Source organism: Paenibacillus sp. 2TAB19, from assembly GCF_052115185.1.
Lineage (GTDB): Bacteria > Bacillota > Bacilli > Paenibacillales > Paenibacillaceae > Pristimantibacillus.
On sequence record NZ_JBFRGE010000001.1, the window covers coordinates 199356 to 215932 of the forward strand.

The window sequence follows — 16577 nt, forward strand, 5'->3', positions numbered from 1 at the left end:
GGTTATAACCAATGTGAAGCGAGGAGGGTGTGCGTTATGCTCATACAACCGCTGGCGCATGCCGAAGCTGAACAAATATGTAATTGGAGATACGATGGCGAGTACTCATTCTATGATATAGCCGATAGCCCGGGCGTTATTACGGAGTTGACGGACGGCAGCTATTATTCGGTTAAGTCGGCTGACGAAGGCGAGTTGATTGGCTTCTTCTGCCTCGGACTACATGCGCAAGTTCCCGGCGGACAGATAGCCGGACTGTATGGCGGGGACGGCATCATCGATATTGGAATTGGGCTGCGGCCCGATCTCGTCGGCCAAGGCCGAGGCTCAGCTTTCCTCGCGGCTATCACCGAATACACGGTGGAGACGTTTCGGCCTCGGAGGCTGCGCCTCAGCGTTGCGACATTCAACCGCAGAGCAATCGCTTTGTATACGAAGGCTGGATACCGGAGGCTAGCTGCGTTTGATAGCTACGGAACGGAATTTTGGCTCATGCATTATACCATTTAGAAATCTATTCAACAAGATTGCTCTCTTCTAAGGGCATCATGCGAGATTATTCAAAAATAAAGCGATATCGGCATAAAACCGGCCACTAGTCGTTTCCTTCAAATCATGTCCAGATCCGGGATACTCCCTAACCGTTAAATTCTCAGCCATTCTGAGGTAACGGTCCAGCTCGCCGTCAGGGATCATAGAGTCTTCCTTTAATCCCCTCGCTACTAAAACGGGAATGTTCACCCGATCATCGAGGTTACGGTGCGTCGATTCTATCTGAATTCGTTGTACGGCCTTGACCCGGATATGCTCGGTACGGCCGAAAGGAATTAAATACTCATTGATATAGGCGCTAGGCCACTCAGGCGGCATCATCCGATGCTCTGGCGGATAATCCCCAATAAGCAGAGAACTCACTTGTGCCTGATGCTTGAGCGCATAACCAAGAGCGTACGACACCCCGCGGGAGTAACCTAGCAAATGAAAGCTTTCCAACTGTGCCTGCTTTACGACTGCCTCTATATCGCTTATATGCTCATCCAAGTCATAGCCAGTGTCTGGCGTATCGCTTTTCCCTCTCCCTCGGAAGGATAACGCGATGCACCGTCTCGGAGAAACCGATAAGATCGTCTCCAACATTTCCAAATACTCTTCCGCCGTTTCCGACAGTCCAGGACAAACGACCAGCGGCAAACGTACATCATCAACGGCAGGTCTAATATCATAATAATGAAGGCTAACACCTTGGTTATTGGCAAAAAAAGATGGGTACGTATGCTTCATTACGGCAATCTCCTCCTTATCGGCCCTCGATTCGATACTTTTTCTCCAGATCAGAATAAGGCCCTGGCGCAATTGGAATCGGCTTCGTAATCGCTGACTCGTCCGCTAGACCATCACTTTCCGTGTCATCATACACAGAAATCCCCAATTCAAGCACTTTGGCAACTATCTCTTCATCGATGTGCACATCATCCATTTGTTCCTCCAGGACGACCTCCATTGTATACTCGTAACCGAAGAGCAGCTCCAATCCTTTCTTATCCGTGTATATTAATGTAACTACAATAGGTTTGCTTCCGCAGCTTATCGGCTGATCCGTAAAGATGGCTATAATGAATTCATCTGCCCGATCGGGACGGTAAATGACAATTTCACCCTTTTCATTCTCATAGAAGCGAGATAAGTTGCTTTTACGGCTTATCCCTTGCGGCAGCTCAATCACGATACTAGCAGTAGCAGCATCTCGAATCGGGCCGAACCGCACGAGCAGATGGTTCATCCCATCCGCATGCTCAATCTTGGACTTCGCCGAACGTATCGTGATCACCCCTGTTCTCCCCTTTCGACCAATCCTGTCACAGCTTCAATGATTTTGCCCCTGAGCTCGGGCGACGTACGGGAGCTGATCGACAAAATTACGTCCTCGCTGATGACATAAGTCTCGTGCCTCATCATCTGGTCAGCCTGATAGAGCGGCAGCTTCTCTCCGATGCGAATGACTTCCTCAATCGACAGCTGTTTAAACTGCTCCTGAATACTGGCTAGCGTCTCCCCGCTCTTCGCGAGCGTCAATAACGCACGAAAATAATGCAAATGATTGTCAGTGTAAACACGCTTATTTCCGACTGTCTCCAAAGGCGGAATAACGCCAATCTGCGTATAATACCGAACCGTTCGCAAATTCATCCCAGCGTCCTCATGCTGCAAAACTTCCGTTAGTTGCTTCGCTGTATATTGCTCCATGCTCCCTCCCCTTCCGTTACACTAAAGTGTATTAGTTACAGTATACTGTAACAATATAGGATTGTAAAATATAAACTATCCTTTGTCAGATCTGATAAAAAACAAAAAAAGCAGACCCACTTGCACGGTCTGCTTTCTGATTATCCCTTATAGCAACGAGCGGATATAAGCGAGGTTGTCGCGGAGCAGCGTCTCGGAATCGGCGGAGCCGCTGAAGTCCTCGAAGCTGAGCCAGCTGTCGTAACCGACTGCCCGCAGCGCGGCAATGACTTGCGGCCAGTGTACCGCGCCAGCTGTAACAGCCGACCACGATGCTTGCCAAATTCGGCCATGCTCGCCGCTTCCGATCGTCGGCAGCGCTGCATCTGTGCGTTGCCACACCGCGTTCTTGACATGGACGTGACCTAAATATTCTCCGAGCACTTCGAGTCCCATTTGGTAGTTCTCGAAGCCTTCATGCACCATGTTGCCCGGATCATATATAACTCCAATATGGTTCGCGTCGAACCCGTCAACCAACCGGCGGGCCAGCGATGCGCTAGGCGCAATATTGCCATGATGAACTTCAATGAGACCTTTGACGCCGTAAGTTCGGCTTAGCGATTCCGCTTCTTGCAAGTAAGTGCGAGCCTCGGCATACAGCTCTTGATAAGTGCGTTTGCCATCATAATTCGGAACGCCGATGCGAATGGAAGGTGCGCCAAGCAACTTCGCTGCACGCATCGCGTTTTCAGTAGCCGCCAGGTCGCCGCTGCCAATGTAAGCTGCCACATTCGGCACGACCAAGCCAGCCGCCTCAGTCAATTGCTTAAGCTCTAACAGCTCGGCTTCTGACGTATCCGTCTCGACTGTGGACAAGTTGTTGCCCCAGAACGAAGGCGCTTCCTCGCGTCTAGCCGGATCCGTCTTCGTGTAACGCCATTCTACGCCGTCATAGCCGTTAGCTCGAAGCAGCTCAAGCGTACGTTGTTGCGAGCAATCTGGAAGCATTACCGTAAATACTGAAAATTTCATACGTCACCCCGATATCATCATTATCGAACACTATTTCGTAACAATCGATCATTGCTGTCCCCATCTTATCATAACGATCATCCCTTCTCTTCGCTTAGCTTTGCCTTTATGGCTCACCTATTTGACTGTGGTTGCTATCGCTTGTAGACTAGACAAGTCATATATCGCAGACAATCACGCACGATAGATATCTATTACTGGAGGAGTTCATACTTATGTCCGTCAATCGACGACTCTTTACCGATAGCGACTTCGAGGAAGTCATCCAGAAGCAGCTCAAAATTCGTGTTTTCCAAGACAATCATATTATTGAAGGCAGCACGGTCGTTGTCCGCTTCGACGATTCAACCGTCGTTACCCAATCGAGCGTCAGTGATATTACGTATCATAAACGAAACGCTTGCGAGTTTTTTGAGCTCAGAAGACGTTAAATATAGGCAAGAAGGGCTGCCCTCGGAGGCAGCCCTTCTTGTTTGGATACTACTTCATCAATTGCACGACTTGGAGCAATCGCTTAATAATAACAGCCGCTTCTGCGCGGGTTGCCGGATCAAGCGGAGCGAATATACCCGCTTTTCCTTTGCCTACTATAATCCCGACTGCCGCTGCGCGCTTCACGCTATCAAGCGCCCAGGCATGGATTGCACTTTCGTCACGGAAGCTTGCTGCGCCCGAAGGATCAGCGGCTTGCTTCACCTGAAGCCCAGCGTTAGCCGCGAAAGTCAGCGCATTGGCCGCCATAACGGCCATCTGCTCGCGGGTAATGTTATCGAGCGGCCGGAAACGGCCATCGGCATTTCCTTTTACAAGACCGTAGCTTGCCGCCGTTACAACCGCTTCCTCGTACCATGCTCCCTTCGCTACGTCGGAGAATGTTATTCCCGTTCCATTCCCTGCGCCGTGCAAGCCTAGCGTTCTTACCAGCATCGTAGCGAACTCTGCGCGCGTCACGCTGCGCTGCGGAGCAAAGCTCGAAGCCGTAATTCCGCTTAAAATTTGCCGCGCTGCAAGCTGTTCAATGTCGCTCTGCGCCCAATGTCCCTTCGTATCGTCGAAGGATTTCGCATTACTCGCAAGCACGTAAATGCTGTTGCTCATGCTCATAATATCGGCATGCGTCATACCTTCAGCCGATTCGATCATAGCTGGCACGTAATGGAATTTTCCTGTGCCAGGATCATAGACGAGCGCAACCGCATCCTTCGTATCGATGTCGCCTTTCGCGGTCAGCGTACGCTTCACGTAACGACCTCCGAAGCTGCGAATTTCTGTCTTCGTATTGCCGTTCGTTACGATAATCGTGAATTCGATCGGTTCGCCTATAAGCTCGAGACCCTGCTCTTCGGCTCTCTTCTCAAGCTCAGTCTTGATTGCTAGCTCCACCGGCTTGATGTTGAGAGTCCAGACTACTTTGCTAAGTTCCTCCGGAGTCAATGTACCAAGCTGACTCCTTACGAACGACAACGGCAATTCATATGACGCTCCGTCAAGTTCGATAACGATGACCGCATCAGCATTTTTTTTGCCAGCTTCAAGCAGTGCAGCGCCAGAGAACGAAACGCCGTTATTCGGTTTGGCAGAATCAATCGTGAATACGATGCGATCCTCGTTCGCGGAAGCCGCTTCACTCAGCTTCGCATCGTTCTGCTTCGTATCAACTGTTTCTGTCACAGGAGGGTCTGGAATGATGCTGCCTCCCCCTGAACCGCCTTGACCTTCATCATCTCTTGCCTCAACTTCGATCGTAAAGATGCGAAGATCACCACCTAACAAGACACTGAGCTTCGTCACCCCTTCAGAGCGTGCGCGTATTACATGATCCGATTCAATCGAAGCAATACTCGCAGTCTCAATAGCGAAAGCCGCATCATCCGTCACGTCTACGCCCTCTGCACCCAGCACTTGCAGTTCCTTCCTCTCTCCCGCTGTCATACGAAGCGGTCCTGTATCGCCATTCTCAAGCTTAATGGAGAATGGCTTTTGCAGATTGGCAAAACCGCCGTTCAGCTCTTCAAAAGCAAAGTTCGGATTGGCATCGGCAATCATCCGAATGCGTTCGCCGCGAACGATCACGTTATCAACGTCGATCGTGCCCGACAGATTGCCTGTTACGTCAATGCCGTTCGTACCCATGCCATCGAGGACGACATTTTGCAGCGTGAGATTATCGACGCCAAAGCCTCCGCCATGGACGATTAGTCCTGCATAAGTGCTGTCCAGCGCGACATTGTCGCGAACGATAACATGACCGTTCAAGTCCTTCTCGCCCGCGAACAGCCAGATCGCGCCAAGATTGATGTTATAAGCCGAATCGGCGCTGCCTGTGCGGATGAGCGTATTTCGTTCAACAACAGTCGTTCCCGTGAAMGGAACCGGATTGAAACGCGTCGATACGGCAATGCCCGCACCGTTCGTGATCGTATCCGTACCGATATTATCCTGAAGCTTATTGTCTTGCCCGCCAAAAATAACGAAGTTGTCCGCTAGCCATGGCAGCGCCACCGTATTGAAGCGCGCCGTATTGTTGACGCTCGCGAGTCCTTCTGCCGACCACATCGCAAGGCCGTCATCGCCTGGATAACGAATATCCGATTGCTCCATCAAGCTGTTGCTCGTTCCGACGGAGAAGTTGATGCCATCCGCCATCAGATTGCGCAAGCGAAGGTTAACCATATGCAGCTCGTCGGTAATTTCCGTACCGCCCCTAACTCTAGACAACCATAAACCCGTTTTGGAATGCTCTACCCACACGTTTTGGATGACTGAGCCTGCACCATAACCGCCATAGAACGCATGCGTAAGCGCTTCGTCGTCGCGAATATTAAGATCGCCGTCAATCAACAGATCGTACACCTGTACGTCGCTGCCCTTACCGATGAACTTCGCTCCAATGAGCGTCGTGTACCACATGCCAGCACCGCGAATCGTAATTTGCGACAGATCAATATTATCTTCGCCAAGATGGAATACGCCGGCCGGGAACCATACTCCCTTGCCCTGCTGCTTCGCGGCAGCCATCGTTTCTTCGAACGCAGCCATGTCGCTATCGCCGTCGCCGGCAACTGCGCCGAAGTCAGTCACCGACAAGAAGCCGTCGGGCTTAGTCAGCGCGTCCTCGACTTGCTCCATGTCAGCAAGGTCAATGACATAGTAATCCGCTTCATTGCCCGCATCCTTCTGCAATCTAATCGTGGCTCCTGCAGGCACGTCGCCGATCAACGCATGAATTTCATCGAAGAAACGGTGCGCGTTGCCCTGATTAGGATCATTCGACCAAGGGTAGCTGCCGTATTCCCAGCCATGCTTGGAGCTCAGCGACAGCTGCTGCTTGAACTCGCCGTTCACATACAGCGCAAGCGTCTCGTTAAGCCCTGCTCCATCCTCGCTGTCAGGAATGACGTAGCGAAGCACGATTGAGTTCGCAGACTTCGCAAGCGTGAATTCGACATACTCGCCTTCCGCATCCAGCTTGACCGCCGATCTTCCCGATGCTTCGGAGGCCATCTCCTTATAGAGACGCGATGGCTCAAGCACTTCTCCGTTCGTAACCGCGTGCTCCGCTTCATAAGAAACATAAGGTACTGTTGCACCGCGATAGTTAATGCCTACACTATTGCGTACGGTGAGGCTGTCGAGCTTCACGCGGCCGGTATCGGCGGCATTCTTCTGAAGCGTGATCGTGTTAATGCCAGCACGCAGCCCCAGTTCAAGCACTAGCTCCGTCCATTCTGTCGCCTTGCCGAATGCCGCTTGCGACACGGGCAAGCCGTTGACGTAAACGCTAAGCGTCCGCTYAGCCGACGAAGCGCTCATATAGCGGAGAGCTATATCATAGTTGCCTGCCTCCGGCGCGTTTACGGTGAAACTAATTTTAGCGCCATTCGTTGTAAATCCGTCCATATACCCGTCGCCTGTGAAGCCTTTGGACGTATCGGAGGCTGCTCCTCCGCCAAAGAATCCCTGCTCCGCTTCATAGCGAACGTCTGAACGTACCGGTGCAAGCGTCCACATCGCATCATCCATATCGGATGGCGAGCCGTGTTTCACTCCACTGTCCGTATGCTGCAACAATCCGCCACGGTCAGAAGCGTTGCCGATTAGCTTGTAGCCAAGCCGATCCTCGGTGTACCACTGCGCCGCATCATTCCCCTTCGCATCCGTATCGAGACTGACATTTCCTTCGTCATCGACCGCGAGCAACTGCCCCGATTCTTTGTTGCGAATCAGCTTGCGGCCGTTGAAATCCTGCTGCAGCCACTGCGCTCCGGTATCGCCCTCAACCGGCGTTCCCGTTACCAACGCACCGTCTTCCACATACATATACTGCGATGTTGCTTTTGATTGAATGGTGACGTAATTCGTATCGTTAAAGATAGGCGTTGCTGTATCGTAGACTTTTCCTTCGCTCATATCAGGCGTATCGAACTCTTCAGGAGCGTATTCGAAGCCCCACTTCACCGAGCCGTAGCCGATCGGGAACAAGCCGCGTTCCGCGTAACCTGCATTGTTCTGGACATTAATCAGCTCGTCATTGTAATAGCCGTTCAAGCTGCGGATCACGTATTCCAACGTACCAGGAACCGCCTCAATGGCCCACTCCGATTCCAGATCGCCTTCATCGGCTTCTTTGCTTTCAATGAATGTCATATCCTTTTTCATGGACATGTAATGGCCGGTTACACGATTGCGCAGACGCTGTACGCCATCAATATCCTCGATATACCAGTGTCCATACCCGTTACTCTCGTCAACATCGCCATAGAGCACGATACCTCCGCTATTTTCGTACAAAAATTTGCCGTTCGCCATGCTTACGATTCGAATCGGACCATCGTACAGCGGCTCGGGCTCCATTACTACCGGCTCGAGCACATACTGTGCGCTGTCCTCTGCGGCAACCAGCTTGCTCACCTTCGTATAGCCTTCACCGTCAGCGTACAGATAATGTCCGGCCCAGCCGCTTCTCAGAACGATAGTTTCGTCGGACGAGCCTGGCTCCATCATCCACTTTGCACTTCCCCAGCATAAGCAAATGCCGTCTTGCGCAACGATTTGTTGCGGCGGCGCATCAAGCTCGACATCCGCACCCACATGCTCCATCGAAACATAATGGTTAGTGGATACGTTTTTCAGCCTGACCGAGTTCGGACTGTCCCCCGTCTTCTCCAAATACCACACCGATGCCGATTGTTCTTCCGTGAGATCTCCGTACTTGACTTTGCCAAGATCGTCTCCAGCATCGGTTACCTCGTATAAATACTGATTCGTCAGCTTATTCTTAATCCGTACGTTACTCGGACCAGATTCTCCTACAGGCTCGAACTGCCAACGCGGACTTCCCCATGCCGGATTGATAACCCCGTATTCCACATATTTCGTTAAGTTCTGCAAGCTCATATATTTCTGTTGTCCGACTACATCATTAGAATCTCGGACACTGTGAATGAGCTTCGTCCCGCCTAAGTCCTCAATAACCCACACTGCGCTCGTCCACGAATCTTCTACCTCAGATACGGAAATACGGCCGTTCGCCATATTTTCAATGTTGATATAGTGGCCAGTTGCTCTGTTCTGGATCCGCTTGCGTCCTTGGAAACGCTCGATCAGCCACTGTCCCTTCTCATCGTCTTCGGCGACATTGCCATATTTCAGTTGGCCGTTCTCATCTTCGTAGAAGTAGAATGGCTGCCATTCATTTTTTATTCGTACATATTGCGGCGTGCCATCTCCTGAAAATGCAGGATCCTCGAACAGCCACTGCGCCGGACCGTCGTTCGGATCGATTGCTCCTGCTTGGGCTGCACCTGCCGCATCTGCAATATTCAAGTACTCTCCTGCCGCGGTCTTGCTTTCGATCGTTTTGTAATCGTCGTACAAGGTTGAGCTGGCAATCGACCATTGATCATCTACTGTACTAACCGTTAAAGCGAGTGCCTGTAGCGAATCCTCCGGACTGTCGTTGCCTGCTCTTGAAATATACCGGCCTGTTGCCAGATTGCGAAGCCGCTGCTTGCCATCATAATCTTCTGTCACCCACTGGTAGTAAACCTTATTTCCGACATCTGTCGTTAAGGCGCCATAGCTTACGGTACCTTCGTCATCATACAAATAAGTCGTACTGATAGGGTCGATCGTGAATCCCGCAATCCGATACGGCAGCGCATCCGGCGCCAGCTCGATTCGCCATTGCGCGTTATCCAGTCCGGGATTCGACCAATCATTCGAACGCACATGCGTATCATCGGGGAATTGGGTATTCAGTACGTACGTGAGCGCGCCAGATGGCGTATTCAGCGCTTCTATATTTTTGAACGTAATATAGCCGGCGTTAGATGCGTCTTCCATCAACCACTCCGACCTCGTGTCTGTGCCGGTTGCCAATGCTTTGATGGGCTCCCATAACACGCCTTGCGTAATATAGTGACCGGTTGCACGGTTCTTGAGGCGCTTCGTATTCGGCGTATCTCCTGCTTCCATAACCCAATGGGAGGAAGCATCGTTTGCCTTTTTATCGCCAAAGTCTACAAATCCATCCGCGGCTTCGAATAAATATTGCCCTGCTTTGTGCTTATTCGCCAGCCTGACCGGAACGGCTTCTTCCACCGGCTCGAGCGCCCATTGAGGGCTCTCGAATGTGATATTAATATCGTTGCTCACCTCCGCGAAACCAAGCTGATCCTCTTGGTGAATGACAAGATTGGCGCTCGAAGGTACGGTTGCACTCTTGATGACGACAAACCCCGGGCGATTCGATTCATGAATCGTCCATTGGTCCGCATTCGTGCTTGTCGTTATCTCACGGGCGGTTAGCGCATCGCGACGCTGCGTCACGTCCGCGATCGTTATGTAATGGCCGGTTGCGCGGTTGCGAATTCTTTTGTTGCCGTTGTAGTCCTCAATCTTCCATTGTGCGGACTCGTCTTCATAGCTTGGAAAACCGTAGCGAACAACGCCTGATGAATCCTCGTAAAGGTAGTTGCTCTTCCACTTGTTCTTGAGCCTAACATAGGAGTCGCTAACCGCATCCCCGCTTTCTCCTGCCAATTGCTCGTCAGCCGCGTATACCGGCATCGCCGTTAATACCAGCAGCAGCGATAGCAGCAAAGCGAGATATGACCGTGCTCGTTTCATTGCAAAACCTCCCTATTGTATATGAAATAATCTCTCTATAAGCATAGGTTGGAATCGCTTACATAACGATGTGTATTATTAAACGAAGTAGGTGTATTTTTACTAAATGTTGGTTTAATATCCATCTAATCGTGTCATACGCAAAAAAACTCTCCATCACTCGCTGTTGAGCGAGCCGGAGAGCTGGAGACTTTTTGATTGAACCAATTAACGCTTACGCTTATGCCAGCTTCTGATACATATGATGCAAATATCGCCAGCGGATCATGAAGAAATAGACCAGCTGAATAAGGAAGAACGAGATGTAGATTTTGGTCGCGTTGCCTAGCATCGCATATTGAACGACGCCCTCCATGTTGATGAACGCCACTGCGCTATGGATAAGTCCCAGCAAGAAAGGCAGGAAGAACATAAGCACGAGCTGGCGTGTCACTAACCGCTTAAGCTCTTTGCGGCTAAGTCCTAACTTGCTTATCATCTGATACTGACGCTCATCCCGCTCCAGATCGGCATAAAGCCGGAAGTAGATGAAGCTGGCCGCGAATGTGAAGAAGACAACGCCGACGAGCACGCTGATAATGAACAGAATCGCATTCAACTGCTTGTCGTGATACCAGTCCATAACCAGCAAGTTATAATAGTATTCGCCGTTCTCGCTATGTGCCGGGATAAGCTCCTCCAAGCCTCGGCTTATGCTTAGCGTATCCGACCAGTCTGGCACGACATAATAATAGACCGTCTCGCTGATGTTATTTTCTTGCTCGAACTGCGACTTTGGAATCGTATTGAACAGCTCGTCGGACACGATTAAGGTATCGCCGTATTCCGTTGAGATCAGTTCATTGAATCTGTTCTTAATGATCATATCAGATCTCGACCACTCTCTCACCGCCGTTAGCAGCCCTGCGTCGTCATAGCTTCGATTGCTGCGCGATGCAATTCCCGATGCGATGCTGACTTCCGTATTCGACAAGCTCTCCGGCTCATAACCAAGCAGCGTGGCAAGCTTGTTGAAGTCGCTAAGACGAATGACCATTCCGCCCGCGTCCGTATACCTGTGCATGACAGCAGCCTTCTCATAAGCGAATCCACCGCTCGATAACTTCTCGTCAAATGTCTTGATATGCTCCTGCTCCATCTTGTTATGGTTCAATGACCGGTACGTGATCGCGTATGGATTCATTTTCTCCGAGCGGACAGGATCGCCTACAGCTAGACAAACGCCGATGCCAGAGAACGCGACAGCCATGACCGTAGCGACCATAAAGAACATAATCGCGTTGTCCTTCATGCGGTACGTCAAATCCGATAAAGTTAGAAGATTAATCCGGCGAAAAAAGAACTTTTCCCGCTTCTTCATAGCCCGTATCGCATATACGCTGAGCTGCGTGAACATGAAATACGTACCGAGAATAACACTGCTGACTGCGGAGATAAGCAGCGTGAAGTAATACGCTTTGCCGAACACGAAATAGAACACCATGCCATAACCGCCCAAGATTAGGACGAGCGCCAGCAGAGAAAGCCACAGCGACGGCTTCGGTTCAGGCTTCGGCTTCTCGCCTTCCTTGATGAGATCCAGCACTTGATTGCGCTTGCCGATCCGCAGCGTCAGAAGCGAGACGAACAAGAAGAGCAGCGCGAACGCTCCCGCCGTCGTCCATATCGCTTCAATAGGGACATAGAAATTGAGCGTCTCCTCAAGCATCAGCATACGTGAGCTAATAAGTAAAATGAGCTTCGTGAAGAGCAATCCAATGACAATGCCGCATACAACGGAAGCCAGGCCGATAATCATATTTTCGATAAAAGTCAGCTTCTTGCGCTGTCTCTCCGACATGCCGAGTATGAGCAGGATGCCGAACTCGCGTTTCCGCACCTTGAGAAAGGCGCTTGTCGAATAGAGCAGGAACAGAAACGAGAATATAAAGATCAAATACTGCGATATTTTCAGTCCCATCCCGCCAAGGTAAGAAGCCGTCTCGCTGCTGGATGCAAGCTGCCCCTGAAAGTCAGGGTGATAGAGCAGCACCGCGTAGATGAAAAACACCATAACGGAGAAGGCGCTGCTCATGAAATGAGCGGCATACGTTCTTTTTTTGCGAAAAACGTTATTAAACGCGAATTGTCGAAAATTCATTCTCGTTCCCCCCAAGCAAAGCGAGCACGTTGATGATTTTTTGGTAGAAGGCCGGACGGTTGTCGCCGCAATGAATCTCGGTGTAGAACTGTCCATCCTTGATGAACATAACTCTATCGCAGTAGCTTGCGGCCATCGCGTCATGGGTCACGAGCATCGTCGTCGCGTTCTCCTCCTTGTTCAGTTGCGCCATCAGCTCCATTACATCCCGCGCCGACTTGGAATCGAGATTACCGGTCGGTTCGTCAGCCAGCAGCAGCTTCGGAGTGTGAATGAGCGCCCGCGCAATTGCCGTACGCTGTGCTTGACCGCCCGATATTTCATAAGTGCGTTTATCGAGGATACCGCTAATGCCCAGCTTCTCAGCCATATAGGCAACTCGCTTGTTCATCTCTTTCAGGTCTACACCGTCGAGTGTTAGCGGCAATACGATATTTTCCTTCACCGTTAACGTGTCGAGCAGATTGAACGCTTGGAATACAAATCCAAGCTCCCGCCGGCGAAACTGGGAGAGCTTCTCGGAGGACAGCTCATAAGGATCTTGTCCGTTAATACGAACCTCGCCGGAGGTCGGACGGTCGATCGTGGACACCATATTCAGCAGCGTCGTTTTACCGCTGCCCGATGGGCCCATGATGCCGACGAACTCCCCCTTCTCAATCGTCAGATCAACGTTCGTCAATGCTTTATAAGCAACCTTGCCCGGATATATTTTATTTAAGCTTCGTACATGCAGCAGTTCCACTGGATGATCTCTCCTCACATTTTGTTGATAGGTTTAGTTTAGCCCAAAAAAGCCGCCGCTCCTATGAGCGCAGCTTTCATTTACCTAACAACTTTGTAAGATTGGCGAATGGGCCATTGGATATGCGCCGGGTGACGAGCCGTAAGTGCGCATATGTTCTTACAGCACATGAGTAACTCTGCCAAGCAGGCTGTAGGATCATATATGCGCTTACAGACTCGGATCGGTGTGAAAAACCGGTCGAAGGGGAGCTGTACGTGCGCATATGCTCTTACAGCTCAAGAGTAACTCTGACAGCGAGCTGTAAGAGCGTATTTGCGCTTAAAGCCTCGGATCGGTGTGAAAAGCCGGTCGACGGGGAGCTGTACGTGGTGCGCATATGCTCTTACAGACCTCCCACCCGGGCGGCATACGGGAATGTAATGCGTACGGTCGTTCCTTCGCCAACCTTTGATTGCAGCTTGATATCGTGGTTCATCTTGTCCAGCACCAGCTTCACGATATAAAGGCCCATGCCTGTTGATTCCTTGAACCTACGGCCATTTTCTCCAGTGAAGAACGGCTGGAAGACGCGTGACAGATCAGATGCGGGAATGCCCGCTCCCTGATCGATAACCTCCAATATAACCGACCGATCGTCTGTCGTTGCCGACACGGTCACCTTCTGCTTCGTGCCCGCCGAGTAATTAATCGCGTTGGCAATCAACTGCTGCAGGATGAACCGCAGCCATTTGCCGTCGGATTCCACGCGAAGGGATTCATCAATCTGAATCTCGGGATAAACGAAGCTGCGGATGAATAGCCGTTTATTTTCCAAAATGACATCGTTCACGAGCTCCCTAAGCGATAACGTCTCCACCTGAAAGTCCTGCTCGAACGTCTCCAGCCTCGCCATATACAGTACCATCTCAAGTCCCTTGCGAATACGATCCGTTTCCTCGGACATGCTGACATCCCGCGGCTCGTCGCTATCCTGCAGCAGCAGCTCCAGCACCGAGAGCGGCGTCTTCATCTGATGTACCCATTGATTCATGAACGTAATCTGATTTTGCCACTTGCGCTCATCCTCTAAAATCTGCTTCTGATAATGGCGGTATTGCGTATGCAGCAGCTCTCCAAGAGCCGCTTGCAGCGGGGCCGATTCCAACGTTTGAATCGATTCCTCGATTCGAACCTGCTTGCTCGACAGCACCTCATAGAACCGCCGATGACTTGCATACCGGTAAACCAAATACACAGCTAAGAAGAAAAAGCCAAGCAAATACGCATACAGCGCAACCTTCCAATTCCGATAACCTTCCAAATAAAAGACCACGGTCACCGCCGCCATCTGTAGCAGAACGACACCAACCAAAGGCCATTGCTCGCGGAGGAACAGCTTCATAGCTGTCTCCCCTCGCTCCAAGTGTCGCTTAACCGATAGCCTGTGCCGCGAACCGTTTCCAGCGAGCCCTCAATGCCAAGCTCAGCCAGCTTCTTGCGCACTCGCGTAATGTTAACACTGAGCGCGTTATCATCCACATACGTATAATCATCCCATAGCTTCTCCAAAATGATCTCTCTGCTGACCAGTCGCTCGAACCTGCTTAGCAGCGTCTCTACAAGCACCGTCTCCTTCTTCGTCAATGCAGCGGTCTTGTCCCCCAGTCTGAGCTCCATTCGCTCCGGGTAAAGCGTCAATCCTGCCCGTTCAACGAGCCGTTCAGCCGAAGATGCTGCATAATCGCCGTAGACTCGCCGCAGCTGGCTGCGTATCTTGGCCATGACGACCTCATAATGAAAAGGCTTCGTCATATAGTCGTCGCCGCCGTTCTCGATTGCCCGTACTTGATCCATCTCGCCGCTTCGGGCGGAGATGAAGATGATCGGGCAAGTCGATACAGTACGAATCTGCCTGCACCAATAGAAGCCGTCGAAGCTAGGCAAATTAATGTCCATCAACACCACATGCGGCTTGATCTGCTGGAACTGATCCAGTATATGTTGGAAGCCGCTGGCGATAACGGCTTCATTGCCGTACTTCTCGATATGTGCGCGCAGCAGCTCGGCTATCTTCGCGTCATCCTCTACGATCATGATCGTGTACATGCTCCGCCTCCACTAGACCTTTGATATACAACAATTATACACCGATGACACTCACGGATAAAATTGAATATCCATAACCCTTTGCAGCGGCAGGGCTAGTGTCTCGCAAGGCGTGCTAGAAGGCAAAAGATAGTGTATATCCTAGAACCTCTCAAGCTCGAGAAGGATACATATATAGGAGTACGAACCACTAGGAGGAACGCATATGACGAAAGTCTATATCAAACGTCCATCCGTCTCCATTCAAGGCAGATACGTCATTGATCCGAGGCAGATGACCCCGGTCCATCACCATCATCATCACCACCATCATCATGAAAACCACGCAGCTATTGCGCCTGTTCACAAGCCGGTGAAACACAAAAAAATAAAAATCGTTAAAGTGCCTAAAAAACGTTACTACAGTCCTCCAGGCGCGCCCCTGCTATTACTGGAGGGTCAATGCGTGCCTGTAAGACACTGTTGCGATCATGAAAAACAACATGATGAGCATAAGCACAAACATGAACACAAGCATGAACACAAGCATGAACACAAGCATGAACACAAGCATGAGCACAAGCATAAGCACGATGAAAAACCTAATCCGCATCATGACAAAAAACTGAAAAAAGCTAAAAAAGTAAAACTCGTGAAACGGGCTAAAGCTATAAAAAAATGGAAGAAGATACATGTTGTTAAGAAGGTACATGTTATTAAAAAAGAACATGTTGTTAAGAAGATAGTTGTCGTCAAGCCTATCAAATGCGTTAAAAAACCAAAAGCTCTAAGAGGCCTAAGAGGCTACAATGGAGCGCAAGGCTTACGCGGACTTACAGGACCGATCGGTGCTACTGGAGCTGCCGGCGCTGAAGGGATTATAGGGCCAATCGGACCTCAAGGCGTTCCAGGCATCCAAGGGCCAGTCGGACCAACAGGCGACCCAGGACCTGAAGGACCACAGGGCATCCAAGGCATCCAAGGCATTCAAGGTCCTCCTGGGCCAGCATTCATTGGCGACTTTTCCGAACTGACAGCCTTATTGGAAGCGTATTTGCTGGAAGGCACTACGGTCACTGTCATGACTGCCGGACAACCGACAGGCTTCACTGGCACGGTATCGAGTATTCAAGATACCCTAGTCACTTTTATCACTGGTTCGTCTACGCTCATGACCATTCCGCTGAATCAAATTACGAACATCGAAATCGACGAGCCAGCGGATTAAGCACAAGC

At 50.7% G+C, this 16577-nt stretch carries 12 protein-coding genes; 3 read left to right on the top strand and 9 right to left on the bottom strand.

Features of this window, described 5'->3' with window-relative positions; genetic code table 11:
• Positions 1–36 precede the first annotated feature (36 nt).
• A complete protein-coding gene (locus AB4Z33_RS00920; RefSeq protein ID WP_442048074.1) occupies positions 37–510 on the top strand; it encodes a GNAT family N-acetyltransferase in 474 nt (157 codons plus the stop codon).
• A 36-nt stretch (positions 511–546) separates the two neighbouring features.
• On the opposite strand, the gene AB4Z33_RS00925 is transcribed toward AB4Z33_RS00920, so the two are convergent.
• The 4 genes from AB4Z33_RS00925 to AB4Z33_RS00940 form a co-directional block, all read right to left on the bottom strand.
• Positions 547–1281 (bottom strand): alpha/beta fold hydrolase, encoded by a 735-nt coding sequence (locus AB4Z33_RS00925; RefSeq protein ID WP_442048075.1) that lies wholly within the window; start codon positions 1279–1281, stop codon positions 547–549.
• 16 nt (positions 1282–1297) lie between these two features.
• Entirely contained in the window at positions 1298–1828 is a 531-nt protein-coding gene (locus AB4Z33_RS00930; protein ID WP_442048076.1) for a hypothetical protein, read from the bottom strand.
• Positions 1825–2244, bottom strand: a complete 420-nt coding sequence (locus AB4Z33_RS00935) for a MerR family transcriptional regulator (RefSeq protein ID WP_442048077.1) — start codon at positions 2242–2244, stop codon at positions 1825–1827. Before AB4Z33_RS00935 ends, AB4Z33_RS00930 begins: the two co-directional genes overlap by 4 nt.
• Before the next feature lie 147 nt (positions 2245–2391).
• Positions 2392–3258 carry a sugar phosphate isomerase/epimerase family protein gene (locus AB4Z33_RS00940; protein WP_442048078.1) on the bottom strand — a complete coding sequence of 289 codons (867 nt, stop codon included), beginning with the start codon at positions 3256–3258 and terminating at the stop codon, positions 2392–2394.
• Positions 3259–3473: 215 nt separating this feature from the next.
• On the opposite strand from AB4Z33_RS00940, the gene AB4Z33_RS00945 reads away from it, so the two are divergent.
• Positions 3474–3689 (top strand): hypothetical protein, encoded by a 216-nt coding sequence (locus AB4Z33_RS00945; RefSeq protein WP_337102784.1) that lies wholly within the window; start codon positions 3474–3476, stop codon positions 3687–3689.
• 49 nt (positions 3690–3738) lie between these two features.
• Here AB4Z33_RS00945 and AB4Z33_RS00950 read toward each other — a convergent pair whose 3' ends face one another.
• The 5 genes from AB4Z33_RS00950 to AB4Z33_RS00970 form a co-directional block, all read right to left on the bottom strand.
• Positions 3739–10389 carry an S-layer homology domain-containing protein gene (locus AB4Z33_RS00950; RefSeq protein WP_442048079.1) on the bottom strand — a complete coding sequence of 2217 codons (6651 nt, stop codon included), beginning with the start codon at positions 10387–10389 and terminating at the stop codon, positions 3739–3741.
• Positions 10390–10609: 220 nt separating this feature from the next.
• On the bottom strand, positions 10610–12529 hold the full coding sequence (locus AB4Z33_RS00955; protein WP_442048080.1) for an FtsX-like permease family protein: 1920 nt from the start codon (positions 12527–12529) through the stop codon (positions 10610–10612).
• A complete protein-coding gene (locus tag AB4Z33_RS00960; protein WP_442048081.1) occupies positions 12504–13274 on the bottom strand; it encodes an ABC transporter ATP-binding protein in 771 nt (256 codons plus the stop codon). The genes AB4Z33_RS00955 and AB4Z33_RS00960 overlap by 26 nt, the downstream gene beginning before the upstream one ends.
• Positions 13275–13659: 385 nt before the next feature.
• Positions 13660–14658 carry a sensor histidine kinase gene (locus AB4Z33_RS00965; RefSeq protein ID WP_442048082.1) on the bottom strand — a complete coding sequence of 333 codons (999 nt, stop codon included), beginning with the start codon at positions 14656–14658 and terminating at the stop codon, positions 13660–13662.
• Entirely contained in the window at positions 14655–15362 is a 708-nt protein-coding gene (locus tag AB4Z33_RS00970; RefSeq protein WP_442048083.1) for a response regulator transcription factor, read from the bottom strand. Before AB4Z33_RS00970 ends, AB4Z33_RS00965 begins: the two co-directional genes overlap by 4 nt.
• 205 nt (positions 15363–15567) lie before the next feature.
• Between AB4Z33_RS00970 and AB4Z33_RS00975 the strand changes: the two genes are divergently transcribed.
• Complete coding sequence (locus AB4Z33_RS00975) at positions 15568–16569, top strand: hypothetical protein (protein ID WP_442048084.1); 1002 nt, start codon at positions 15568–15570, stop codon at positions 16567–16569.
• Positions 16570–16577 lie beyond the last annotated feature (8 nt).